The following is a 25,654-nucleotide window of genomic DNA, read 5'->3' as shown; positions in this document are numbered from 1 at the left end:
TCCTGAGTAATAGTTACAACATACTCACGACTTTTTCGACAGACGCCTGCGGGGGCACTGCGATCGCCATCGCTTTGCAGGTGGGTCTACCCCTTAATACCTGAGATGTTAAATTTCGACTGGCTTTTTGTACGATGAAATAAAATTAGCCTTATTTTTCATATTGATATGGTTTTTTTGGAGATACCGCTTTGGTGGTATTCGGTGTAACCCCTCGCCTGAGAGTCCCTCCTCGTCTTGATCGTTATCAATTATCCCCCTCTTTCAGGGCGTTACCTTCGCTGCAAATCAGCAATGTCGATTTAGAGAGCCACAGGCTCCATACAGGAGATACCCGATGAGCAAATTTTTGGACCGGTTTCGCTACTTCAAACAGAAGGGTGAAACTTTTGCCGATGGGCACGGCCAGGTTCTGGATACCAACCGGGACTGGGAAGACGGTTACCGTCAGCGCTGGCAGCATGACAAAGTCGTCCGTTCGACCCACGGCGTGAACTGTACTGGCTCATGCAGCTGGAAGATTTTCGTTAAAAATGGTCTGGTGACCTGGGAAATGCAGCAGACCGACTACCCGCGCACCCGCCCGGATATGCCAAACCATGAACCGCGTGGCTGCCCGCGTGGCGCCAGCTACTCCTGGTATCTCTACAGCGCTAACCGTCTGAAATATCCGCTGATGCGCAAGCGTCTGATGAAAATGTGGCGTGAAGCGAAAGCGCAGCACAGCGATCCGGTTGATGCCTGGGCCTCCATCATTGAAGACGCGGATAAAGCGAAAAGCTTCAAGCAGGCCCGAGGCCGCGGCGGCTTTGTGCGTTCCTCATGGAAAGAAGTGAACGAGCTGATTGCCGCCTCCAACGTCTACACCGTGAAAACCTACGGTCCTGACCGCGTGGCGGGCTTTTCGCCGATCCCGGCGATGTCGATGGTCTCTTACGCTTCCGGCGCGCGCTATCTGTCACTTATCGGCGGTACCTGCCTGAGCTTCTACGACTGGTACTGCGACCTGCCGCCAGCGTCTCCGCAGACCTGGGGCGAGCAGACCGACGTGCCGGAATCCGCCGACTGGTACAACTCCAGCTACATCATCGCCTGGGGCTCTAACGTGCCGCAGACGCGTACGCCGGATGCGCACTTCTTTACCGAAGTCCGTTACAAAGGCACCAAAACCGTGGCGGTAACCCCTGACTACGCGGAAATCGCCAAGCTGTGCGATCTGTGGCTGGCACCGAAACAGGGTACCGATGCCGCGATGGCGATGGCGATGGGCCACGTCATGCTGCGCGAATTCCATCTTGATAAGCCAAGCCAGTACTTCACCGACTACGTCCGCCGCTACACCGACATGCCAATGCTGGTCATGCTGGAAGAGCGTGACGGGTACTATGCCGCAGGACGTACGCTGCGTGCTGCCGATCTGGTGGACGCGCTGGGTCAGGAAAATAACCCAGAGTGGAAAACCGTTGCCTATAACAGCAACGGCGAGCTGGTGGCGCCAAACGGCTCTATCGGCTTCCGCTGGGGCGAGAAGGGCAAGTGGAACCTTGAGCAACGTAACGGCACCACCGGCGAAGAGACTGAGCTGCGCCTCAGCATGCTGGGTAGCCAGGACGAGATCGCCGAGGTCGGGTTCCCGTACTTCGGCGGCGAAGGTTCCGAGCACTTCAACAAGGTTGAACTGAAAAACGTACTGATGCACAAGCTGCCGGTGAAACGCCTGCAGCTTGCCGACGGCTCTACCGCGCTGGTCACCACCGTCTATGACCTGACCATGGCGAACTACGGTCTGGAACGCGGCCTGGGCGATGAAAACTGCGCAACCGGCTATGACGACGTGAAGGCCTACACCCCGGCCTGGGCGGAACAGATCACCGGAGTTCCTCGCGCGCACATTACCCGTATCGCACGCGAGTTCGCAGAAAACGCGGACAAAACGCACGGCCGTTCGATGATCATCGTCGGTGCCGGTCTGAACCACTGGTATCACCTCGATATGAACTACCGTGGACTGATCAACATGCTGATCTTCTGCGGCTGCGTCGGTCAGAGCGGCGGCGGCTGGGCGCACTACGTTGGCCAGGAGAAACTGCGTCCGCAGACCGGCTGGCAGCCTCTGGCGTTTGCACTTGACTGGCAGCGTCCTGCACGCCACATGAACAGCACCTCCTACTTCTATAACCACTCCAGCCAGTGGCGCTACGAGACGGTCACCGCGCAGGAACTGCTCTCGCCGATGGCGGATAAATCCCGCTACAGCGGCCACCTGATTGACTTCAACGTGCGTGCTGAACGCATGGGCTGGCTGCCGTCGGCACCGCAGCTGGGCACTAACCCGCTGCGCATTGCGGAAGCGGCGAAGCAGGCGGGTATGTCACCGGTGGATTACACCGTGCAATCGCTGAAGGATGGCTCAATCCGCTTCGCGGCGGAACAGCCGGAAAACGGTAAAAACCACCCGCGCAACCTGTTCATCTGGCGTTCCAACCTGCTGGGCTCGTCCGGTAAAGGCCACGAGTATATGCTGAAATACCTGCTCGGTACCGAAAACGGTATCCAGGGGAAAGATCTCGGCAAGCAGGGCGGCGTGAAGCCGGAAGAGGTGGAGTGGAAAGATAACGGTCTCGACGGCAAGCTGGATCTGGTGGTAACCCTCGACTTCCGTCTGTCCAGCACCTGCCTGTACTCCGACATCGTGCTGCCAACCGCGACCTGGTACGAAAAAGACGACATGAATACCTCGGATATGCATCCGTTTATTCATCCGCTGTCTGCCGCCGTTGACCCGGCGTGGGAATCGAAAAGCGACTGGGAGATCTACAAAGACATCGCGAAGAAATTCTCCGAAGTCTGCGTAGGTCACCTGGGCAAAGAGACCGACGTGGTGACGCTGCCAATCCAGCACGACTCTGCCGCCGAACTGGCGCAGCCGCTGGACGTGAAGGACTGGAAAAAAGGCGAATGCGACCTGATCCCGGGCGTGACCGCGCCGCACATTATTCCGGTTGAACGTGACTACCCGGCAACGTACGAGCGCTTTACCTCTATCGGCCCACTGATGGAGAAAATCGGTAACGGCGGGAAAGGGATCGCCTGGAACACCCAGAGCGAAATGGACCTGCTGCGCAAGCTCAACTACACCAAAGCGGACGGCCCGGCGAAAGGCCAGCCAATGCTCAATACGGCAATTGATGCGGCGGAGATGATCCTGACCCTGGCACCGGAAACCAACGGCCACGTTGCGGTGAAGGCCTGGGCGGCACTGAGCGAGTTCACCGGTCGCGACCATACGCATCTGGCGACAAATAAAGAGGAAGAGAAAATCCGCTTCCGCGATATTCAGGCCCAGCCGCGCAAGATTATCTCCAGCCCGACCTGGTCAGGCCTGGAAGATGAGCATGTGTCCTACAACGCGGGCTATACCAACGTTCACGAGCTGATCCCGTGGCGCACCCTGTCAGGCCGACAGTCGCTGTATCAGGATCACCAGTGGATGCGTGACTTCGGTGAAAGCCTGCTGGTTTACCGGCCGCCAATCGACACCCGCTCCGTGAAAGCGGTGATGGGCGCGAAATCGAACGGTAACCCTGAGAAGGCGCTGAACTTCCTGACGCCGCATCAGAAGTGGGGTATCCACTCCACCTACAGCGACAACCTGCTGATGCTGACCCTGTCGCGCGGCGGTCCGATTGTCTGGATGAGCGAAACGGACGCCAAAGACCTGGGTATTGAAGATAACGACTGGATCGAAGTGTTCAACAGCAACGGTGCCCTGACGGCGCGTGCGGTGGTGAGCCAGCGCGTACCGGCCGGGATGACCATGATGTACCACGCGCAGGAACGTATCGTTAACCTGCCGGGGTCAGAAATTACCGAGCAGCGCGGCGGGATCCACAACTCCGTGACCCGCATTACGCCTAAGCCGACCCACATGATCGGTGGTTATGCACAGCTGGCCTACGGCTTTAACTACTACGGCACCGTAGGATCGAACCGCGATGAGTTCGTGGTGGTACGTAAGATGAAGAACATTAACTGGTTAGACGGCGAAGGTAATGACCAGGTACAGGAGAGCGTAAAATGAAAATTCGTTCACAAGTCGGCATGGTGCTGAATCTGGATAAATGCATCGGCTGCCATACCTGTTCGGTCACCTGTAAAAACGTCTGGACCAGCCGCGAAGGTATGGAATACGCCTGGTTCAACAACGTGGAAAGTAAACCGGGCACCGGTTTCCCGACCGACTGGGAAAACCAGGAGAAGTGGAAGGGCGGCTGGATCCGTAAAATCAACGGCAAGCTGCAGCCGCGCATGGGCAACCGCGCTTGGCTTCTGGGAAAAATCTTCGCCAACCCGCACCTGCCGGGCATCGACGATTACTACGAGCCGTTTGATTACGACTACCAGAACCTGCATAACGCGCCGGAAAGCAAACACCAGCCGATTGCCCGTCCTCGCTCGCTGATCACCGGTCAGCGCATGGACAAGATCACCAGCGGTCCAAACTGGGAAGAGATTCTGGGCGGCGAGTTCGAGAAACGCGCCAAAGACCAGAACTTCGAGAATATGCAGAAGGCGATGTACGGCCAGTTCGAAAACACCTTCATGATGTATCTGCCGCGTCTGTGCGAGCACTGCCTCAACCCGGCGTGCGTAGCGACCTGCCCGAGCGGCGCGATCTACAAGCGTGAAGAAGACGGTATCGTGCTGATCGACCAGGACAAGTGCCGCGGCTGGCGTATGTGCATCACCGGCTGCCCGTACAAAAAAATCTACTTCAACTGGAAAAGCGGCAAGTCTGAGAAGTGCATCTTCTGCTACCCGCGTATCGAAGCCGGAATGCCGACCGTCTGCTCAGAAAGCTGCGTAGGCCGTATTCGCTACCTCGGCGTGCTGCTGTATGACGCGGACGCGATTGAAAACGCCGCGAGCACCGAGCACGAGAAAGATCTGTATCAGCGTCAGCTGGACGTGTTCCTCGATCCGAACGATCCGAAGGTGATTGAGCAGGCGCTGAAGGACGGCGTGCCGCAGAGCGTGATTGACGCGGCGCAGCAGTCTCCGGTGTACAAAATGGCGATGGACTGGAAGCTGGCCCTGCCGCTGCATCCGGAATACCGCACCCTGCCGATGGTCTGGTACGTGCCGCCGCTGTCGCCGATTCAGTCTGCGGCTGACGCGGGCGAACTGGGCAGTAACGGCATTCTGCCGGACGTGGAAAGCCTGCGTATCCCGGTTCAGTACCTGGCTAACCTGCTGACCGCCGGTGATACCCAGCCGGTACTGCTGGCGCTGAAGCGTATGCTGGCGATGCGCCACTTCAAGCGTGCCGAAACCGTTGATGGCGTAACCGATACCCGCGCGCTGGAAGAGGTCGGCCTGACCGAAGCGCAGGCGCAGGAGATGTACCGCTATCTGGCGATTGCCAACTACGAAGACCGGTTCGTGGTGCCGAGCAGCCACCGAGAGCTGGCCCGCGAAGCCTTCCCGGAAAAAAATGGCTGTGGCTTTACCTTTGGCGACGGTTGCCACGGGTCAGACAGTAAATTCAACCTGTTCAACAGCCGCCGCATCGACGCCATGGATGTGACCAGTAAAACGGAGCCGCACTCATGATTGAACTCGTCATTGTTTCGCGTCTGCTCGAGTACCCGGATGCTGCGCTTGCGCAGCATCAGCAGGAGCTCTTTGACGCGCTCGCGTCATCTGAAAACCTGGATAAAGACGATGCCCAGCGGCTTGGCGTTTTCCTCCGCGATCTGCTGGCGCGCGACCTTCTGGATGCCCAGTCGGACTACAGCCAGCTGTTTGACCGGGGGCGTGCGACCTCGCTGCTGCTGTTTGAACACGTTCACGGTGAGTCCCGTGAACGCGGGCAGGCGATGGTGGACCTGATGGCCCAGTACGAACAGCACGGCCTGCAGCTCGACAGCCGCGAGCTGCCGGATCATCTGCCGCTCTATCTGGAGTACCTGGCGCAGCTGCCGAAAGAGGAGGCGCTGGGTGGTCTGCAGGATATCGCGCCGATCCTGGCGCTGCTCGGCGCGCGTCTTCAGCAGCGCGAGAGCCGCTATGCGGTGCTGTTCGATCTGCTGGTGAAGCTGGCCAACGCCTCGGTCGACAGTGAAAAAGTGGCGGAGAAAATTGCGGATGAAGCCCGGGACGATACTCCACAAGCGCTGGATGCGGTCTGGGAAGAAGAGCAGGTGAAATTCTTTGCTGACCAGAACTGCGGCGAGTCTGAAATCTCCGCTCACCAGCGTCGTTTTGCCGGCGCGGTTGCCCCGCAATATTTGAATATCTCTAACGGAGGACGGCACTAATGCACTTCCTGAATATGTTCTTCTTTGACATTTACCCGTATATCGCGGGCACCGTGTTCCTGGTGGGAAGCTGGCTGCGCTACGACTACGGCCAGTACACCTGGCGTGCCGCCTCCAGCCAGATGCTGGATCGTAAAGGGATGCATGTGGGTTCTAACCTGTTCCACATCGGTATTCTGGGCATTTTTGCCGGTCACTTCCTCGGGATGCTGACGCCGCACTGGATGTATGAAGCGTGGCTACCGATCGAGGTGAAGCAGAAGATGGCGATGATCGCCGGCGGTGCCTGCGGGGTGATGACCTTAGTAGGTGGCCTGCTGCTGCTGAAACGTCGCCTGTTCAGCCCGCGCGTGCGTGCGACCACGACCGCCGCAGATATTCTGATCCTCTCCCTGCTGATGGTGCAGTGCGCGCTGGGCCTGCTGACCATTCCGTTCTCGGCGCAGCATATGGACGGGAGCGAAATGATGAAGCTGGTCGGATGGGCGCAGTCCGTGGTGACCTTCCACGGCGGAGCGTCCGCGCACCTGGACGGCGTGGCGTTTATCTTCCGCGTTCACCTGGTGCTGGGGATGACGCTGTTTGTGCTGTTCCCGTTCTCTCGTCTGGTGCATATCTGGAGCGCGCCGGTAGAGTACCTGACGCGCAAATACCAGATTGTGCGCGCCCGTCGCTAATTCGCCGTTTTGATACCAACCCCGCACTGGCGGGGTTTTTTTTCGCCCCAGCCCAGGTTATTGCCCGCGGCAGCAAACAGGATCAGCGCGCCGCCCGCCAGCTGCGTCAGGTTCAGCGAGTGTCCGAACACCAGATTATCGACAACGATCGCCACCACCGGATAGATAAACGACAGGGAGCCGGTAATGGGCGTAGGCAGCTTCTGGATCGCGCTGTAGAGCAACTGGTACATAATGCCGGTATGGACGATGCCCAGCGTCAGCAGGATCGGCCAGGGAAAATCACCTGAAAATGACGGCATGCTGGCAAACGGAAAAAGCATCACGACGCCCGTCAGCACCTGGATAAAGGCAATATGCTGCGGTGCGATTGTTTTCAGCTTGCGCGCAATGATTGCCGTCAGCGCGTAGAAGAAGGCCGCGGCCATTGCCAGGCCGATTCCGGCGAGCCATTCACTGCCATGCGCGCCGGTCAGCTCGCTGGAGAGCAGGATCACCACGCCGCCAAAGGCGAGGAACAACCAGCCCCATTTCACCAGGCTGACGCGCTCGCCTAAAAACATCCCCATCAGGACCAGCATAAACGGCTGGGTGTTATAGACCACGGTCGAAAGACCAATCGAGATCCGTTCATAGGCCGCGAAGAGCAGCAGCCAGTTCACCACGAGCGCTACGCCGCCGAGAATAGCCAGCATCAGCGTGGTGCGGGTGAGGGGGCTAAAGGGCTTTTGACTCACCCGGATAAAAATAAAAAGCGCCATTGCCCCGATAAGGCAGCGCCAGAACACCACTTCCGTTACCGGCAGGCCGCTGAGCAAAACAAACGCACCGATAGAGCCGGAAATTAACATCGCCAGGCCCATTTGCCAGACGCCTTTATGTAAATCACGCATCATCCACCTCCTGATTAATGACGTTATTGTCGAAAATCGCTGTCGGGTTTTACAGGGATGAGATAAGGTGAAATGCAGCAATGGCTTTTTAAAATTAGGTGAAAGCGATGGAATACCTTCTCGATGATATCGACCGGCAAATTTTAGCCTGCCTGGTTGAGGATGCGCGCATGTCGTTGAAGGTGCTCAGCGGCCGCATCGGTCTGACGTCTCCCAGCACGGCAGAACGTCTTAAAAGGCTGGAAGAGCGCGGTGTGATTCAGGGTTATGGTGCTCGGGTGAACCTGGCGGCGCTGGGGTATACGCTGCAGGCGCTGGTGCGCGTGCGGCCTTTGCCGGGGTTGTTGCATAAGGTGGATAAGTATATTCAGGCGATGCCGGAGTGTATTGAGAGCGACAAGGTGACCGGGGAAGATTGTTTTGTGATTAGGCTGGTGGTGAGGTCAATCGAACAGCTTGATGCGCTGCAGGATGGGCTGGCGGAACATGCCCAGTGTAATACGTCGATTGTGAAAAGTTCACCGGTCAGGCGTCGTTTGCCGCCGATGTAGCCATTTGTTGCCGGGTGGCAGCTGCGCCTTACCCGGCCTACGAAGGCGGACTCGGTTCGATTTTGTTCGGGTTTTTTGAAGTGATGGTGGTGGGGGAAGGATTACTCGGCGCGTTGCGCCTCGCCCTTCGGGTCGTTGCCTGCGGCAACGCTTTCTAGCTGCGCTCGAATCGAACCTTAGTCGAAGCTTCTCATCCTTCCCCTTGCGGAAATACATGATGCACGGTGCGAGCAGAATGTTAAGTGTCGTTTGAAAGTGATGGTGGTGGGGGAAGGATTCGAACCTTCGAAGTCGATGACGGCAGATTTACAGTCTGCTCCCTTTGGCCGCTCGGGAACCCCACCAGGGGTAATTCAAATTTTGAGGTCGTGCTGAGAGATGGTGGTGGGGGAAGGATTCGAACCTTCGAAGTCGATGACGGCAGATTTACAGTCTGCTCCCTTTGGCCGCTCGGGAACCCCACCACGGGGTAATGCTTTTTTACTGGCCTGCTTCCTGCTGGAAGCGGGGCGCATCATATCAAATGAGACGCCCCTGTAAAGCATTCCTTTAGGGAAATGAAGCTGTTTGCCTGCTTTTTATCCGTAAAGGCGCAAAGCTAATCAATTCATTTTCCGAAAGATTAAAGAATGATGGTTCTGTTGCCGTAAACGAAGACACGCTGTGCCAGCACCTGATACAGCGCGCGGCTTAACACATTCTTCTCAACGTCACGCCCTGCACGCATCATGTCCTCAGCGGTGTAAGTGTGATCCACATGAATCACGTCCTGCATGATGATGGGACCTTCGTCCAGGTTGTCATTCACGTAGTGGGCTGTCGCGCCAATAATCTTAACGCCACGCTCGTACGCCTGGTGGTATGGACGCGCACCAATAAAGGCCGGCAGGAACGAGTGGTGAATGTTGATGATCTTGTTCGGGAAACGCGCCACGAAAGATGGCGTTAACACGCGCATGTATTTTGCCAGCACCACGTAGTCCGGGTTATGCGCTTCAATGGCCTGGGCCATCAAATCGTCGTGTTCTTCACGCGTATGGCCTTCGTGGCTGACCAGCTCGAACGGAATATCAAAGCGTTCGACCAGCGTGCGCAGCGTCTCGTGGTTGCCAATAACGGCAGCAATTTCGACGTCCAGACCGCCGTAGTTTGCTTTCATCAGCAGGTCGCCAAGACAGTGTGCTTCTTTGGTCACCAGGATCACGATGCGGCGTCGACCGGCTGGGGTCAGTTCGCGCACGGAACCCTCCGGAAGCGCGCTGTCCAGATCGGCCAGCAGAGTGGTGTCGTTGAAAATACCTTCCAGTTCGGTACGCATAAAGAAGCGGCCGGTACGGTGGTCAACGAACTCGTTGTTCTGCACGATATTCAGTTCATGTTTATAGCAAATGTTGGTAATTCGTGCGATCAGCCCTTTTTGATCGGGACAGATGGTGCGCAGAACTTTACGTTGTAATGATTGCATCGCCGGGAAATCCTGTTTGTATTTGCGAAGTCTGGGTTGTCAGGCATTACTGCCCGCAACACTTTTTAAATTTTTTACCTGAACCACACGGGCAAGGATCGTTACGACCAAACTGTGGGCGCGTTCCGTCAATATAATACCACTGCCCGCTTTCCTTTAAGAACCGGGAACGTTCGATAATGGCCCCCGGTTTATTATTCTCGTTAAAACGGGCTACAAAGCTGACGTAACCTTCATCAACATGACTGCCAGTTGAGGATTCATAGACGGTGAGGCCGAGCCACTGCGTGTTCGCGAAGCCGGCTTCGATGTCCTTTCTGAATTCGGCAGCGTGGCAGGAGGGATGCCAGGTTTTAATCAGGTAGTCTGCGTCTTTGATCACAAAAGCGGTGTAACGTGAACGCATGAGGTGTGACGGGTCTGGTGCAACCTGATCGCCAGACAGATATCGCTGGCAACATAGGCTATACTCCAGAGCGCTACCACAAGGGCAGAGTTGAGACACGATTCTCTTCCTGGAACAAAAAATAAAGGCGTAAAACGCTTCGGGTAGCACTATGTTAACTGAGCTGTTGCGTTGACGCTATGTCAGGAATCCAGGGGAAGTAAAACAGGGCTAATGAGAAAGGTTAAAATTGGACTGGCGCTGGGCTCAGGTGCAGCCCGGGGATGGTCACACATCGGCGTGATTAATGCCTTAAACAAGATGGGCATTGACGTAGATATTGTCGCAGGATGTTCAATCGGATCGCTTGTCGGATCCGCTTACGCGTGCGGAAAGCTTACGGAACTCGAGACTTGGGTGCGTTCCTTCAGCTACTGGGACGTGCTGCGTCTGATGGACCTCTCCTGGCAGCGTGGTGGACTGTTGCGCGGCGAACGCGTTTTTAACCAGTTCCGCCAGGTTATGCCTCTTGAAGACTTCACTGATTGTCAGATGCCTTTCGGCGCCGTCGCGACGAACCTCAGTACAGGACGCGAACTTTGGCTAACCGAAGGGGATATCCATCTTGCCGTGCGCGCCTCCTGCAGTATGCCGGGGCTCATGGCGCCTGTCCCACACAACGGTTACTGGCTTGTCGATGGCGGCGTCGTTAACCCGGTTCCCATCTCTCTGACCCGTGCAATGGGGGCGGATATCGTAATTGCCGTCGATCTGCAGCACGATGCCCACCTGATGCAACAGGATCTCATGCCGGTCAATCTGCAGAGAGAAGATGCTGAGGGCGAGAAACTTGCCTGGCACGAGCGCCTGCGCGGCAGAATCGGGCGTATGGCCGCGCGACGCTCGGTTACCGCGCCGACGGCGATAGAAATCATGACCACGTCAATACAGGTACTCGAGAATCGCCTTAAACGTAACCGTATGGCAGGCGACCCTCCGGATATCCTTATTCAGCCGTACTGTCCGCAAATCTCTACTCTTGATTTCCATCGGGCTGAGGCCGCCATCGCAGCGGGCTCGTTAGCCGTCGAAAAGAAAATAGACGAATTGTTGCCTTTTGTGCAGACCGCACGTTAAGCACCTTTTTTTGACTACTTCAGCAAAATCTGACAGGCGATAGTGCCGATCGCATGCCACTATTTAGTTACTGTCAGCCAGGGGAGGAACCATGACGCAGCCATTGGCCGGAAAACACATTTTGATTGTTGAAGACGAGCCCGTTTTCCGATCGCTACTGGATTCGTGGTTATCCTCGCTGGGCGCAATGACGTCACTGGCAGAAGATGGCATCGACGCCCTGGAAAAAATGATCGGCATTACGCCCGATTTGATGATTTGCGACATAGCGATGCCGCGCATGAATGGACTGAAGCTGGTTGAACATCTGCGTAACGAAGGTAACCAGACGCCGATTCTGGTGATCTCGGCCACAGAGAATATGGCGGATATTGCCAAAGCATTACGTCTTGGCGTCCAGGATATTCTGCTTAAACCGGTCAAGGATCTGAACCGGCTGCGTGAAACGGTCCTGGCGTGCCTTTATCCCAATATGTTTAATTCCCGGGTAGAGGAAGAGGAACGTCTTTTCCAGGACTGGGATGCCCTGGTGAGTAATCCGCCTGCTGCGGCGAAACTATTGCAAGAGCTCCAGCCGCCCGTGCAGCAAACTATTTCACACTGTCGCGTAAATTATCGCCAGCTGGTGGCGGCTGACCAGCCCGGACTGGTGCTGGATATCGCACCTTTATCTGATACCGACCTTGCGTTTTATTCTCTGGATGTCACCCGGGCAGGGGATAACGGTGTATTAGCCGCGTTACTTCTTCGCGCGCTATTTAATGGTTTGTTGCAGGAACAGTTATCGCATCAGGGACAACGGCTACCGGAGTTAGGCAGTTTACTCAAACAAGTAAACCAGCTTTTTCGTCAGGCCAATTTACCCGGACAGTTCCCGCTGCTGGTCGGCTATTACCACAGCGGTTTAAAAAATCTGATCCTCGTCTCAGCAGGTCTCAACGCTTCACTGAATACCGGTGAACATCATATTCAGGTGAGTAACGGCGTGCCGCTTGGGACATTGGGAACGGCTTATCTTAATCAAATTAGCCACCGCTGTTCCTCCTGGCAGTGCCAAATTTGGGGCGCAGGGGGACGGCTACGCTTAATGTTGTCCACGGAATAAGCAATTGGATCTTAATTTTAAGATTGCTTTACCTGTGTTTTACGGGGAGTGCTACTATCGCTGCCCAGATTCATGCGTATTTGTCCTAATTGATCGGCAACGCGTTCTTTTCAGACCCGGACTGCGGGGCGAGGCTGATATACTCAACGCGTTATTTATTGCATAAAAGTTCAAAACTTGAACAGCTCAGGAGAATTTGAATGGCTGCCCTAAATTCGAAAGTCAGAAAGGCCGTTATCCCGGTAGCGGGATTGGGGACCAGGATGTTACCAGCAACTAAGGCGATTCCTAAAGAGATGCTGCCTCTGGTTGATAAGCCATTAATCCAGTATGTCGTTAATGAATGTATCGCAGCCGGCATCACTGAAATTGTGCTGGTTACGCATTCATCTAAAAACTCTATCGAAAACCATTTCGATACAAGCTTTGAACTTGAAGCCATGCTGGAAAAGCGTGTTAAGCGTCAGCTGTTAGAAGAAGTTCAATCTATTTGCCCTCCACACGTCACCATTATGCAGGTTCGTCAGGGCCTGGCTAAAGGTCTGGGCCACGCTGTTATGTGTGCGCATCCTGTTGTAGGTGATGAGCCTGTAGCGGTAATTCTGCCCGACGTAATTCTGGACGAATACGAATCCGATCTTTCTCAGGATAACCTGGCTGAAATGATCAAACGTTTCGACGAAACCGGCAGTAGCCAGATTATGGTTGAGCCTGTTGAAGACGTAACGGCATACGGTGTGGTTGACTGCAAAGGCGTTAACCTTGAGCCGGGCGAAAGTGTGCCAATGGTTGGTGTCGTAGAGAAGCCTAAAGCCGACGTAGCGCCTTCAAACCTTGCCGTTGTAGGTCGCTATGTCCTGAGTGCTGAAATCTGGCCTCTGCTGGCTAAAACGCCTCCAGGCGCGGGTGATGAGATCCAGCTGACGGATGCCATCGATATGCTGATCGAGAAAGAGACCGTTGAGGCCTACCATATGAAAGGTAAGAGCCATGACTGCGGTAATAAGCTCGGTTATATGCAGGCATTTGTTGAATATGGTATCCGCCACAATACCCTTGGTGAAGAATTTAAAACCTGGCTCAAAGAGAGCGTAGGTATTAAGAAATAAGCCACGGTTGTAAATGTTCGAAACCGGTGAGGCATTGCCCACCGGTTTTTTTATGCCCATAACACTCCCAAAAACCTGTCTGAAAGTACAGTCGATGAAATTGCTAAATAATGCTTTATGACAGAGTGTAAGAGGATGTATGCGACAAATTTAGGTTAAAAAAAATCCCGCAATATGCGGGATTTTTCTGAATATGGCTCGATTAATCCTTGATCAGGAAGTCGTCCAGCTGTTTACCCTGCTCATCCATCGCTTTCTTGATTACAGCAGGAGTACGACCCTGGCCAGTCCAGGTTTTAGTTTCGCCGTTCTCGTCAACGTAGCTATATTTAGCAGGACGTGCCGCACGCTTGGCTTTAGTACCGGTTTTAGCGGCAGCCATGCTGTTCAGCAATTCATTTGGATCGATACCATCAGCAATCAGCATTTCACGATATTGCTGCAGTTTACGAGTACGCTCTTCGGTTTCAGCCGCAGCAGCGCTTTCTTCTTCACGACGTTCATTAACTACAACTTCTAATTTTTCCAGCATTTCTTCAAGCGTTTCGAGGGTGCATTCTCTTGCCTGCGCACGAAGAGTACGGATGTTGTTCAGAATTTTAAGTGCTTCGCTCATTGTAGTAATCTCAAACTTATAATGGGGGGTGGTTTGTTGACCTAATAATAGAGCCATAAATTCAGTTGTGCAATAGCCAGGAATGTAAGGAATTCAAAAAATACTAAATAAAGGCGCTATTATTAATTACGCTAACTTAAATTTCACCACCCGGCAGTCTCGGTTGTTATCACCGGAAGCTGCTTAACCCGGTCGATTGTGTCTTTTTTTTGTGACATTTCCCGCAGGAATTATAGTTGCGGCGGAGAAATATCAGCCTTTTGTATTAGTTCCCCTCCGTGATGTTAAGACTGAAATAGTTAATAAATAGTGAATTTTAATGAACGGGGATTCCACTATAAAAAGCAGTGTTATGTTTTGCTGAACATATAACATATTGGCCGAGGAGAGGGCGTTTACTACATGTTTTAACGGGTTATTTTCATGAAAAGAAGGTTGTAAACTCCGCGCTGAAACGCTTCCCCTGTGTGCTACATCGCTGATGACCAGACAAAATATGGTACAATGACTCATCGGGAATATTACACATTGATTAGGGTTTTACGGCCAATGGCACAACTTTATTTCTACTATTCGGCAATGAATGCCGGGAAATCCACCGCGTTGCTGCAATCCTCGTACAATTACCAGGAGCGCGGGATGCGTACCGTTGTTTATACTGCTGAAATTGACGATCGCTTTGGCGCAGGTAAGGTGAGCTCAAGAATAGGACTCTCGTCGCCTGCGAGGCTTTTTAACCCGAAAACCGATCTGTTTGAAGACATTCATGCAGAACATGCTGCGCAGCCGATTCACTGTGTCCTGGTAGATGAGAGCCAGTTTCTGACGCGTGAACAGGTATATGCCCTGTCAGAAGTGGTCGATGAGCTTGATATCCCCGTTCTTTGTTACGGTCTGCGCACGGATTTTCGCGGTGAGCTCTTTGCCGGGAGTCAGTATTTGCTTGCCTGGTCGGATAAACTTGTTGAATTGAAAACAATCTGCTTCTGCGGTCGCAAAGCCAGTATGGTGCTTCGTCTTGACCAGGCCGGTAAACCTTATGCAGATGGTGAGCAGGTGGTGATAGGCGGTAATGAACGCTATGTTTCGGTCTGCCGTAAGCATTATAAAGAAGCGTTGTCTGTAGGCTCGCTGACGGCGATTCAGCACGACAACAGAAAATAATGTCAGTCTTGTTATTCAGACATAAAAAAACCCGCCAATAAGGCGGGTTTTTCATCTGCTGCTGTCAATTAAGCGCTTTTCTTCGCTTTCTTGTCAGCTTTGATGACAGGAACTTCTGTTTTCACAGCGGCAACATCACCTTCTTTGAACTCACGACCATAGTAAGTATCCAGCAGAATCTGTTTCAGCTCGGAGATCAGTGGGTAGCGCGGGTTAGCACCAGTACACTGGTCATCGAAGGCATCTTCAGACAGCTTATCTACATGAGCGAGGAAGTCAGCTTCCTGAACGCCTGCTTCACGGATAGATTTAGGAATACCCAGCTCAGCTTTCAGGCTTTCCAGCCATGCCAGCAGTTTCTCAATCTTCGCAGCAGTACGGTCGCCCGGTGCGCTCAGACCAAGGTGGTCAGCGATTTCAGCATAGCGACGACGTGCTTGTGGACGGTCGTACTGGCTGAAAGCAGTCTGTTTAGTTGGGTTGTCGTTAGCGTTATAACGGATAACGTTGCTGATCAACAGGGCGTTCGCCAGACCGTGAGGAATGTGGAACTGTGAGCCCAGTTTGTGCGCCATTGAGTGGCAAACACCCAGGAAGGCGTTGGCAAACGCGATACCTGCGATGGTTGCTGCACTGTGAACGCGTTCACGTGCTACCGGGTTTTTAGACCCTTCATTGTAGGACGCTGGCAGGTTTTCTTTCAGCAGTTTCAGAGCCTGCAGAGCCTGACCGTCAGAGAACTCAGATGCCAGTACAGAAACATAGGCTTCCAGGGCGTGAGTTACCGCATCCAGACCACCGAACGCACACAGTGACTTAGGCATTTCCATGACCAGGTTTGCATCAACGATAGCCATGTCTGGGGTCAGCGCGTAGTCAGCCAGCGGGTATTTCTGACCTGTCGCATCGTCTGTTACTACCGCAAATGGTGTAACTTCTGAACCGGTACCGGAAGTAGTGGTTACCGCGATCATTTTTGCTTTTACGCCCATTTTCGGGAACTTGTAGATACGTTTACGGATATCCATAAAGCGCAGCGCCAGTTCTTCGAAGTGGGTTTCAGGGTGCTCGTACATGACCCACATGATTTTCGCGGCATCCATTGGGGAACCACCGCCCAGTGCGATAATCACATCTGGTTTGAAGGAGTTAGCCAGCTCAGCACCTTTACGTACAACGCTCAGGGTAGGGTCAGCTTCAACTTCAAAGAACACTTCAGTTTCAACGCCAGCCGCTTTCAGCACAGAGGTAATCTGGTCAGCGTAGCCGTTGTTGAACAGGAAACGGTCAGTCACGATGAGCGCACGTTTGTGGCCATCAGTAATCACTTCATCCAGCGCGATTGGCAGTGAGCCACGGCGGAAGTAGATAGATTTCGGAAGTTTGTGCCACAACATGTTTTCAGCTCGCTTAGCAACGGTTTTCTTGTTGATCAGGTGTTTTGGACCAACGTTTTCAGAGATGGAGTTACCGCCCCAGGAACCACAACCCAGAGTCAGGGAAGGTGCGAGTTTGAAGTTGTAAAGGTCACCGATACCACCCTGGGAAGCAGGGGTGTTGATCAGGATACGCGCAGTTTTCATCATCTGACCGAAGTGAGCGACGCGTTCTGGCTGGTTATCCTGGTCGGTGTACAGGCAAGACGTGTGACCGATACCGCCCATGGCAACCAGCTTCTCAGCTTTCTCTACCGCGTCTTCGAAATCTTTCGCACGGTACATGGCAAGCGTAGGAGACAGTTTTTCGTGTGCAAACGGCTCGCTCTCGTCGACAACTTTCACTTCACCGATCAGGATTTTGGTTGTAGCCGGGACGGTAAAGCCTGCAAGTTCAGCGATTTTGTACGCTGGCTGACCCACGATAGCGGCGTTCAGCGCGCCATTTTTCAGGATAATGTCCTGAACTGCTTTCAGCTCTTTGCCCTGCAGCAGGTAGCCGCCGTGGCTGGCGAAACGTTCACGAACTGCGTCGTAAACAGAGTCTACGACAACAACAGACTGTTCAGATGCACAGATAACGCCGTTATCGAAGGTTTTAGACATCAGTACAGACGCAACGGCACGTTTGATGTCAGCGGTTTCGTCGATAACAACAGGTGTGTTACCGGCGCCAACACCGATCGCTGGTTTACCGGAGCTGTATGCGGCTTTAACCATGCCAGGACCACCGGTCGCCAGGATCAGGTTAATGTCCGGGTGATGCATCAGCGCATTGGAGAGCTCAACGGAAGGTTGGTCGATCCAGCCAATCAGATCTTTTGGTGCACCAGCAGCGATCGCCGCCTGAAGGACGATATCCGCAGCTTTGTTAGTCGCATCTTTCGCACGTGGATGTGGAGAGAAGATGATTGCGTTACGGGTCTTCAGGCTAATCAGTGATTTGAAGATAGCTGTAGACGTTGGGTTAGTGGTCGGAACGATACCGCAGATAATGCCGATAGGTTCAGCGATAGTGATGGTACCGAAGGTGTCGTCTTCGGACAGCACGCCACAGGTTTTCTCATCTTTATAGGCGTTGTAGATATACTCGGAAGCGAAGTGGTTTTTAATCACTTTATCTTCCACGATACCCATGCCGGATTCGGCAACGGCCATTTTAGCGAGAGGGATTCGAGCATCTGCAGCAGCCAGTGCGGCCGCGCGGAAGATTTTATCAACCTGTTCTTGGGTGAAATTGGCATATTCACGCTGGGCTTTTTTAACGCGCTCGACGAGGGCGTTCAGTTCAGCGATATTAGTAACAGCCATAATGCTCTCCTGATAATGTTTAAACTCTTTTAGTAAACCAGCGCTCGATACGTCACACAGTATAGACAGAGCCGATACGACTTGCGTAACACAAAGTAAAACAAAGAGTTACTTTCTGCATTAGCACACTAATTTACTAAAAGAGCCTTACCTTAGCATCATCCCTTTTTGTCAGGTGACCTCCCTGGGGGTGTAACCAAGATTACTCACTTCTGAGTACTGAAATCATGATCTGTGTCAATTTTTCCCCAAGCTGATACCTTTCAGCAGGGTTATTTCTTTGAGATTTTTCCAGTGTTAAATAATTAAGTAAGTATTGGAAGCAGCACTATCATTGATTATACATCTGTTTAACATCCTGAAATGATAACGTTTTGGTACAGATTTCAAGTGAAGTATGCTGATAAAAAGGGTATCTTCAGCGCGATTTCTCACGACAAATTGTCAGTCCCGGGCATGTGTATAAGCGGAGCAAAACGTGATCCAAACGCTCTTTGATTTTCCAACGTATTTTAAATTTTTTATTGGTTTGTTTGCCCTGGTCAACCCGGTGGGAATCATTCCAGTCTTCATTAGTATGACGAGTTACCAGACGGCGACGGCCAGGAACAAGACAAATCTTACCGCTAACCTGTCGGTCGCTATCATATTGTTGACCTCCCTTTTTCTCGGAGACACGATTCTTCAGCTGTTCGGGATTTCAATTGATTCTTTCCGCATTGCGGGTGGGATCCTGGTCGTGACCATCGCTATGTCCATGATCAGCGGTAAGCTCGGCGAGGATAAACAGAACAAGCAGGAGAAGTCAGAAACCGCCATCCGCGAAAGTATTGGCGTGGTGCCACTGGCCTTACCGCTGATGGCCGGTCCTGGTGCCATCAGTTCAACCATTGTCTGGGGGACGCGATACCATAGCCTGATGCACCTGATCGGTTTTTCCGTCGCAATTGCTATTTTTGCGCTCTGCTGTTGGGGAGTGTTCCGCATGGCGCCCTGGCTTGTACGCCTGTTGGGGCAGACGGGAATTAACGTCATAACGCGTATCATGGGCCTGCTGTTGATGGCGTTAGGGATTGAATTTATCGTGACGGGAATTAAAAGCATTTTCCCCGGTTTGCTGCACTGATATTTCGTATGAAAGAACGGAGCAACGGCTCCGTTTTTTTACGTCATTATCAGTAAATCCTATAACTAAAGTTGAAATGCTCACATATCATAATAAATTCTACTAATAATGTTCATTACTTGTATTTCAATAAGTTATTAATCCCCCTAAAACCCGCCTGCACAGAAAATCTTCGATCGCTCTGTTATTTTACTCACATGATACTCTGGGGCTTGCTGAGAGATAACCGAAATGATATTAGTAATTTCAACATTCCCCTAGATGAATGTGCTAAATAATAACCAGTTGTTAAATTTTTGTACAAAATCACTCGATGATAGCGCAGCGACGCGCTTGTAGAGAAGATTTTCTCTATCCTATTGAATGTCATGTTTTTTTAGTGATGTTTGATGTCCGGCAAGGCTGCCCTCAACGATACGGCACTCACCGTAAAAGAGAATTGCTTAACAAATTTGCAAAATGTATTGGCGCACGTTTACGCCATTTGATACTTTCCGGCCTAATATTTTGCAGCATAAAACAAGCAGATGAGAATTATTTTCATATGGTTCTCATCTCAGATATCCAGCCCAGGCCTCAAACAGGGGAGGCCTGTAAAGAATCGACGCAAGACGGCCATACGAGCGGTCAGTAATAAAAAAGTCGGTGATAGCAAGCAGTAAAAGAAGAACCTGACAGCAGCAAAAAAAACTCCTGCGCTGTACAGGCCCCAACAGGGGATTACACAGCTGGCGAAGGCCAGTCATTATAATGAGTGGAGTACCAACACAATGTCCATCATCACAAAAAAAAATCTGGTAGCGGCGGGGATTTTAACTGCGCTAATCGCGGGCAACGCTGCAATGGCTGCGGACGTTCCTGCAGGTGTTCAACTGGCTGAGAAACAGACGCTGGTGCGTAACAACGGTGCGGAAGTTCAGTCTCTTGATCCGCACAAAATTGAAGGTGTTCCTGAGTCTAACGTTAACCGCGACCTGTTCGAAGGCCTGCTGGTGACAGACGTAGACGGCCACCCGGCACCGGGTGTCGCAGAAAAATGGGAAAACAAAGATTTCAAAGTCTGGACCTTCCATCTGCGTAAGGATGCGAAATGGTCCGACGGTACGCCGGTCACGGCTGAAGATTTCGTTTATAGCTGGCAGCGTCTGGCGAATCCTACAACCGCCTCTCCGTATGCGAGCTACCTGCAATATGGCCACATCGCCAATATTGATGACATCATCGCGGGCAAAAAACCGATCACCGATCTGGGCGTTAAAGCGATCGATGCCAATACCTTCGAAGTGACGTTGAGCGAACCTGTTCCGTACTTCTATAAGCTGCTGGTTCACCCGTCCGTCTCCCCGGTACCAAAATCTGCCGTGGAAAAATTTGGTGAGAAATGGACCCAGCCTGCCAATATAGTGACCAACGGTGCCTATAAGCTGAAAGACTGGGTGGTCAACGAGCGTATGGTGCTTGAGCGTAACCCGCAATACTGGGACAACGCTAAAACCGTTATTAATCAGGTGACCTACCTGCCAATTTCGTCCGAAGTGACTGACGTTAACCGCTACCGCAGCGGTGAAATCGACATGACCTATAACAACATGCCGATTGAGCTGTTCCAGAAACTGAAGAAAGAGATCCCTAAAGAAGTTCACGTCGATCCGTACCTGTGCACCTATTACTATGAAATCAACAACCAGAAAGCACCGTTTACCGACGTACGTGTTCGTACCGCGCTGAAGCTGGCACTGGATCGCGATATCATCGTCAACAAAGTGAAAAACCAGGGCGATCTGCCTGCGTACAGCTATACCCCTCCATACACCGATGGCGCAAAACTGACCGAGCCAGACTGGTTCAAACAGACTCAGGAACAGCGTAACGCAGAAGCGAAGAAACTGCTGGCCGAAGCGGGCTACACCGCAGATAAGCCGCTAACCTTCAGCCTGTTGTACAACACCTCCGATCTGCACAAAAAACTGGCTATCGCCGTCGCCTCGATCTGGAAAAAGAACCTGGGCGCGAACGTGAAGCTGGAGAACCAGGAGTGGAAGACCTTCCTCGACAGCCGTCATCAGGGCACCTTTGACGTGGCGCGTGCTGGCTGGTGTGCGGACTATAACGAACCGACCTCCTTCCTGAACACCATGCTGAGTGACAGCTCAAACAACACCGCGCACTATAAGAGCCCGGCGTTTGACAAGCTGATCGCCGACACGCTGAAAACCACTGACGAAGCACAGCGTACTGAACTGTACTCTAAAGCCGAGCAGCAGCTGGATAAAGATTCCGCGATCGTTCCGGTTTACTACTACGTTAACGCCCGTCTGGTGAAACCGTGGGTAGGTGGGTACACCGGTAAAGACCCGATGGATAATATCTACGTTAAAAACTTGTATATTATCAAGCATTAATGGCAATGAGTGGGGCGGGCGTGCTCGCCCCACGGTGTCTAACCAACGTCACATTATATAGGCACACGCCAGAAGGTACGGGCAATGTTGAAATTTATCCTACGTCGCTGTCTTGAAGCGATTCCAACGCTATTTATTCTCATCACGATTTCCTTCTTCATGATGCGCCTCGCGCCGGGAAGTCCATTTACCGGTGAGCGTACGCTGCCGCCAGAAGTCATGGCGAATATCGAAGCGAAATACCACTTAAACGATCCTATCTCTACCCAGTACTTCAATTACCTGAAGCAGCTGGCCCACGGTGATTTTGGACCGTCATTTAAATATAAAGACTATTCCGTTAACGACCTGGTGGCCTCCAGCTTCCCGGTTTCGGCGAAATTGGGTGCTGCGGCATTCATTCTGGCAATCGTTTTCGGGGTCACCGCAGGCGTTATCGCCGCGCTCAGACAAAATACCAAATGGGATTATGCCGTAATGGGGGTGGCAATGACCGGGGTAGTCATACCCAGCTTCGTTGTTGCGCCATTACTGGTGATGATATTTGCCATTACGCTGAAGTGGCTGCCTGGCGGCGGCTGGAACGGCGGGGCATTGAAGTTCATGATTTTGCCGATGGTGGCATTATCTCTGGCGTACATCGCCAGTATCGCGCGTATCACCCGTGGTTCAATGATCGAAGTGCTGCACTCGAACTTCATTCGTACCGCGCGTGCTAAAGGGCTGCCGATGCGTCGGATTATCTTCCGCCACGCGCTTAAGCCGGCACTGTTGCCCGTGCTCTCCTACATGGGACCGGCATTCGTCGGGATCATTACCGGCTCGATGGTTATCGAAACAATTTACGGCCTGCCGGGCATCGGCCAGCTGTTTGTTAACGGCGCGCTTAATCGCGACTATTCGCTGGTACTGAGCCTGACTATTCTCGTCGGTGCGCTGACCATTCTCTTTAACGCTATCGTTGATGTCCTGTACGCCGTCATCGACCCGAAAATCCGTTACTAACTGGAGCACGCCATGATGTTGAGTAAGAAAAACAGCGAGGCGCTGGAAAACTTCAGTGAAAAACTGGAAGTGGAAGGTCGTAGCCTCTGGCAGGACGCGCGCCGTCGCTTTATGCACAACCGCGCGGCGGTTGCGAGTCTGGTGGTTCTGGTGATCATCGCGCTGTTTGTGACCCTGGCGCCGATGCTGTCGCAATTTACCTATTTCGACACCGACTGGGGCATGATGTCCAGCGCGCCGGATATGGAATCAGGCCACTATTTTGGCACGGATTCATCCGGACGCGATCTGCTGGTGCGTGTCGCTATCGGTGGTCGTATCTCTCTTATGGTCGGTATTGCTGCCGCTCTGGTGGCGGTGATCGTGGGGACGCTCTACGGCTCACTGTCCGGCTACCTTGGCGGTAAAGTGGACTCGGTGATGATGCGTCTGCTGGAAATCCTGAACTCCTTCCCGTTTATGTTCTTCGTCATCCTGCTGGTGACCTTCTTCGGTCAGAATATCCTGTTGATCTTCGTGGCCATCGGGATGGTTTCCTGGCTGGATATGGCGCGTATCGTCCGAGGCCAGACGCTGAGCCTCAAACGCAAAGAGTTTATCGAAGCGGCGCAGGTAGGCGGTGTCTCTACCGGTAATATCGTGGTTCGCCATATCGTTCCTAATGTGCTGGGTGTGGTGGTGGTCTATGCCTCACTGCTGGTGCCAAGCATGATCCTGTTTGAATCTTTCCTGAGCTTCCTGGGTCTCGGTACACAAGAGCCGCTGAGCAGCTGGGGCGCGCTGCTGAGCGATGGCGCAAACTCAATGGAAGTGTCTCCGTGGCTGCTGCTTTATCCGGCGGGTTTCCTGGTCGTTACCCTGTTTTGTTTTAACTTTATCGGCGATGGCCTGCGTGATGCCCTCGACCCGAAAGACCGTTAAGGAGCGCCGTCATGACAATTATTGAAACGGCAACCGCGCCACAGGCGCAGCAGCGGAGCGACCTTCTGCTGGACGTAAAAGATCTTCGCGTCACCTTTAAGACTCCGGACGGGGATGTCACCGCCGTGAACGATCTCAACTTCAACCTGCGCGCGGGTGAAACGCTCGGCATCGTCGGTGAATCCGGTTCCGGGAAATCTCAGACCGCCTTTGCGTTAATGGGCCTGCTGGCTGCTAACGGCGTGATTGGAGGTTCCGCGAAATTCAACGGGCGTGAAATCCTTAACCTGCCGGAGCACGAGCTGAACAAGCTGCGCGCCGAACAGATCTCGATGATTTTCCAGGATCCGATGACTTCGCTGAACCCGTACATGCGCGTTGGTGAGCAGCTGATGGAAGTCCTGATGCTGCACAAAGGTCTGGGCAAAGCCGAAGCCTTTGAAGAGTCGGTCAAAATGCTCGATGCGGTGAAAATGCCGGAGGCACGCAAGCGCATGCGCATGTTCCCGCACGAGTTCTCTGGCGGTATGCGTCAGCGCGTGATGATTGCGATGGCGCTGCTCTGCCGGCCTAAGCTGCTGATTGCCGACGAACCTACTACCGCGCTGGACGTTACCGTTCAGGCGCAAATCATGACCCTGTTGAACGAGCTGAAGCGTGAGTTCAACACGGCGATTATCATGATTACCCACGACCTGGGCGTGGTGGCGGGCATCTGTGACAAAGTGCTGGTAATGTACGCCGGGCGAACGATGGAATATGGCAAAGCGCGCGATGTCTTCTATCAGCCAGCTCACCCGTACTCCATTGGCCTGCTGAACGCGGTGCCGCGTCTTGATGCGGAAGGGGAATCCCTGCTCACCATTCCTGGCAACCCGCCAAACCTGCTGCGCCTGCCGAAAGGCTGTCCGTTCCAGCCGCGCTGCCCGCACGCGATGGAAATCTGCAACAGCGCTCCGCCGCTGGAAGAGTTTGCACCAGGCCGTCTGCGCGCCTGCTTTAAGCCGCAGGAGGAACTGGTATGAACGCATTAGATGAAAAACGCAACGTGCTGCTCGAAATTGCTGACCTTAAGGTGCATTTCGACATTAAAGACGGAAAACAGTGGTTCTGGCAGCCGTCGAAGACCCTGAAAGCGGTGGATGGCGTTACGCTGCGCCTGTACGAAGGGGAAACCCTGGGCGTGGTCGGAGAGTCCGGCTGCGGTAAATCGACCTTTGCGCGCGCCATTATCGGTCTGGTAAAAGCGACCGACGGCAAAGTGGCCTGGCTGGGTAAAGATCTGCTGGGCATGAAACCCGACGAGTGGCGCGAGGTGCGCAGCGATATCCAGATGATTTTCCAGGATCCGCTGGCGTCGTTAAACCCGCGTATGACCATCGGCGAGATTATTGCCGAGCCGCTGCGGACCTATCATCCGAAGATGTCTCGTCAGGAAGTGCGCGATCGCGTTAAGGCGATGATGATGAAAGTCGGCCTGTTGCCTAACCTCATCAACCGCTACCCGCACGAATTCTCCGGCGGCCAGTGCCAGCGTATTGGTATCGCCCGTGCGCTGATCCTCGAACCGAAGCTGATTATCTGCGACGAGCCGGTTTCCGCGCTGGACGTGTCCATTCAGGCACAGGTGGTTAACCTGCTGCAGAAGCTGCAGCGTGAAATGGGGCTGTCGCTGATCTTCATCGCGCATGACCTGGCCGTAGTGAAACACATTTCAGACCGCGTGCTGGTGATGTATCTGGGTCACGCCGTGGAGCTGGGTACCTATGACGAGGTGTACCACAATCCGCTGCACCCTTACACCAAAGCGCTGATGTCCGCTGTGCCAATCCCCGATCCGGATCTGGAAAAGAATAAGACCATCCAGCTGCTGGAAGGTGAATTGCCCTCACCGATTAACCCGCCGTCGGGCTGCGTCTTCCGCACGCGCTGCCCAATGGCCGGGCCGGAATGCGCGAAAACGCGTCCGGTTCTGGAAGGCAGTTTCCGACATGCGGTTTCCTGCCTGAAAGTAGACCCGTTATAATCGCA

The 25,654-nt window shown here is 53.3% G+C and carries 20 protein-coding genes, 2 tRNA genes and 1 other RNA gene; 15 read left to right on the top strand and 8 right to left on the bottom strand.

Going from position 1 to position 25,654, the window contains the following annotated elements; genetic code table 11:
* The first annotated feature begins 337 nt into the window (after positions 1-337).
* The 4 genes from ACW9E7_RS10990 to narI are packed head-to-tail and all read left to right on the top strand — an operon-like array spanning position 338 to position 6,997.
* A complete protein-coding gene (locus tag ACW9E7_RS10990) occupies positions 338-4,081 on the top strand; it encodes a nitrate reductase subunit alpha (protein ID WP_367896751.1) in 3,744 nt (1,247 codons plus the stop codon).
* On the top strand, positions 4,078-5,613 hold the full coding sequence (gene narH / locus ACW9E7_RS10985) for a nitrate reductase subunit beta (RefSeq protein WP_458727771.1): 1,536 nt from the start codon (positions 4,078-4,080) through the stop codon (positions 5,611-5,613). Before ACW9E7_RS10990 ends, narH begins: the two co-directional genes overlap by 4 nt.
* Positions 5,610-6,320 (top strand): nitrate reductase molybdenum cofactor assembly chaperone, encoded by a 711-nt coding sequence (gene narJ, locus ACW9E7_RS10980; RefSeq protein ID WP_458727770.1) that lies wholly within the window; start codon positions 5,610-5,612, stop codon positions 6,318-6,320. The genes narH and narJ overlap by 4 nt, the downstream gene beginning before the upstream one ends.
* A complete protein-coding gene (gene narI, locus ACW9E7_RS10975; RefSeq protein ID WP_023312107.1) occupies positions 6,320-6,997 on the top strand; it encodes a respiratory nitrate reductase subunit gamma in 678 nt (225 codons plus the stop codon). The genes narJ and narI overlap by 1 nt, the downstream gene beginning before the upstream one ends.
* Here narI and ACW9E7_RS10970 read toward each other — a convergent pair.
* Positions 6,994-7,890: a DMT family transporter gene (locus tag ACW9E7_RS10970; RefSeq protein WP_458728391.1), complete on the bottom strand. Its 897-nt coding sequence runs from the start codon at positions 7,888-7,890 to the stop codon at positions 6,994-6,996. The two genes, narI and ACW9E7_RS10970, sit on opposite strands and share 4 nt — an antisense overlap.
* Before the next feature lie 107 nt (positions 7,891-7,997).
* Here ACW9E7_RS10970 and ACW9E7_RS10965 point away from each other — a divergent pair, with 107 nt between their 5' ends.
* Positions 7,998-8,441, top strand: a complete 444-nt coding sequence (locus ACW9E7_RS10965; protein WP_458727769.1) for an Lrp/AsnC family transcriptional regulator — start codon at positions 7,998-8,000, stop codon at positions 8,439-8,441.
* Between the two features lie 84 nt (positions 8,442-8,525).
* Here the strand turns inward: ACW9E7_RS10965 and ACW9E7_RS10960 are convergent.
* From ACW9E7_RS10960 to ACW9E7_RS10940, 5 genes are all read right to left on the bottom strand, one after another.
* Positions 8,526-8,656: non-coding RNA, RtT sRNA (locus ACW9E7_RS10960), on the bottom strand.
* Positions 8,657-8,700: 44 nt separating this feature from the next.
* Positions 8,701-8,785, bottom strand: a tRNA-Tyr gene (locus ACW9E7_RS10955).
* Positions 8,786-8,820: 35 nt separating this feature from the next.
* Positions 8,821-8,905, bottom strand: a tRNA-Tyr gene (locus ACW9E7_RS10950).
* Between the two features lie 158 nt (positions 8,906-9,063).
* Complete coding sequence (gene purU / locus ACW9E7_RS10945; RefSeq protein WP_023312104.1) at positions 9,064-9,906, bottom strand: formyltetrahydrofolate deformylase; 843 nt, start codon at positions 9,904-9,906, stop codon at positions 9,064-9,066.
* A gap of 46 nt (positions 9,907-9,952) precedes the next feature.
* Positions 9,953-10,411 carry a YchJ family protein gene (locus tag ACW9E7_RS10940; RefSeq protein WP_111965930.1) on the bottom strand — a complete coding sequence of 153 codons (459 nt, stop codon included), beginning with the start codon at positions 10,409-10,411 and terminating at the stop codon, positions 9,953-9,955.
* Positions 10,412-10,525: 114 nt separating this feature from the next.
* Here ACW9E7_RS10940 and rssA point away from each other — a divergent pair, with 114 nt between their 5' ends.
* From rssA to galU, 3 genes are all read left to right on the top strand, one after another.
* Positions 10,526-11,428 carry a patatin-like phospholipase RssA gene (gene rssA, locus ACW9E7_RS10935; RefSeq protein ID WP_133294612.1) on the top strand — a complete coding sequence of 301 codons (903 nt, stop codon included), beginning with the start codon at positions 10,526-10,528 and terminating at the stop codon, positions 11,426-11,428.
* A gap of 91 nt (positions 11,429-11,519) precedes the next feature.
* Positions 11,520-12,533: a two-component system response regulator RssB gene (gene rssB, locus ACW9E7_RS10930; protein ID WP_127731313.1), complete on the top strand. Its 1,014-nt coding sequence runs from the start codon at positions 11,520-11,522 to the stop codon at positions 12,531-12,533.
* 200 nt (positions 12,534-12,733) lie between these two features.
* Positions 12,734-13,642 (top strand): UTP--glucose-1-phosphate uridylyltransferase GalU, encoded by a 909-nt coding sequence (gene galU, locus ACW9E7_RS10925; RefSeq protein ID WP_008502780.1) that lies wholly within the window; start codon positions 12,734-12,736, stop codon positions 13,640-13,642.
* Between the two features lie 202 nt (positions 13,643-13,844).
* On the opposite strand, the gene hns is transcribed toward galU, so the two are convergent.
* Positions 13,845-14,258: a histone-like nucleoid-structuring protein H-NS gene (hns, locus tag ACW9E7_RS10920; RefSeq protein ID WP_458728390.1), complete on the bottom strand. Its 414-nt coding sequence runs from the start codon at positions 14,256-14,258 to the stop codon at positions 13,845-13,847.
* Between the two features lie 549 nt (positions 14,259-14,807).
* On the opposite strand from hns, the gene tdk reads away from it, so the two are divergent.
* Positions 14,808-15,422 (top strand): thymidine kinase, encoded by a 615-nt coding sequence (gene tdk / locus ACW9E7_RS10915; protein WP_111965933.1) that lies wholly within the window; start codon positions 14,808-14,810, stop codon positions 15,420-15,422.
* 68 nt (positions 15,423-15,490) lie between these two features.
* Here the strand turns inward: tdk and adhE are convergent, their stop codons facing one another.
* A complete protein-coding gene (adhE, locus tag ACW9E7_RS10910; protein ID WP_059446810.1) occupies positions 15,491-18,169 on the bottom strand; it encodes a bifunctional acetaldehyde-CoA/alcohol dehydrogenase in 2,679 nt (892 codons plus the stop codon).
* Between the two features lie 478 nt (positions 18,170-18,647).
* Between adhE and ACW9E7_RS10905 the strand changes: the two genes are divergently transcribed.
* From ACW9E7_RS10905 to oppF, 6 genes are all read left to right on the top strand, one after another.
* Complete coding sequence (locus tag ACW9E7_RS10905) at positions 18,648-19,295, top strand: YchE family NAAT transporter (protein WP_458727768.1); 648 nt, start codon at positions 18,648-18,650, stop codon at positions 19,293-19,295.
* Positions 19,296-20,065: 770 nt separating this feature from the next.
* On the top strand, positions 20,066-21,697 hold the full coding sequence (oppA, locus tag ACW9E7_RS10900; protein ID WP_008502785.1) for an oligopeptide ABC transporter substrate-binding protein OppA: 1,632 nt from the start codon (positions 20,066-20,068) through the stop codon (positions 21,695-21,697).
* A gap of 84 nt (positions 21,698-21,781) precedes the next feature.
* Complete coding sequence (gene oppB / locus ACW9E7_RS10895) at positions 21,782-22,702, top strand: oligopeptide ABC transporter permease OppB (RefSeq protein WP_008502786.1); 921 nt, start codon at positions 21,782-21,784, stop codon at positions 22,700-22,702.
* 12 nt (positions 22,703-22,714) lie between these two features.
* Positions 22,715-23,623, top strand: a complete 909-nt coding sequence (gene oppC / locus ACW9E7_RS10890; RefSeq protein WP_008502787.1) for an oligopeptide ABC transporter permease OppC — start codon at positions 22,715-22,717, stop codon at positions 23,621-23,623.
* 11 nt (positions 23,624-23,634) lie between these two features.
* The gene (gene oppD / locus ACW9E7_RS10885; RefSeq protein ID WP_045404931.1) at positions 23,635-24,648 is read left to right on the top strand and encodes an ABC transporter ATP-binding protein; all 1,014 of its coding nucleotides are present in this window, start codon (positions 23,635-23,637) and stop codon (positions 24,646-24,648) included.
* Positions 24,645-25,649, top strand: coding sequence for a murein tripeptide/oligopeptide ABC transporter ATP-binding protein OppF (oppF, locus tag ACW9E7_RS10880; protein WP_045404928.1), 1,005 nt, complete (start codon positions 24,645-24,647; stop codon positions 25,647-25,649). The genes oppD and oppF overlap by 4 nt, the downstream gene beginning before the upstream one ends.
* Positions 25,650-25,654: the final 5 nt, after the last annotated feature.

It is taken from the genome of Enterobacter sp. H2G27, from assembly GCF_054403075.1.
This window is presented reverse-complemented; position numbering and strand designations above follow the sequence as displayed.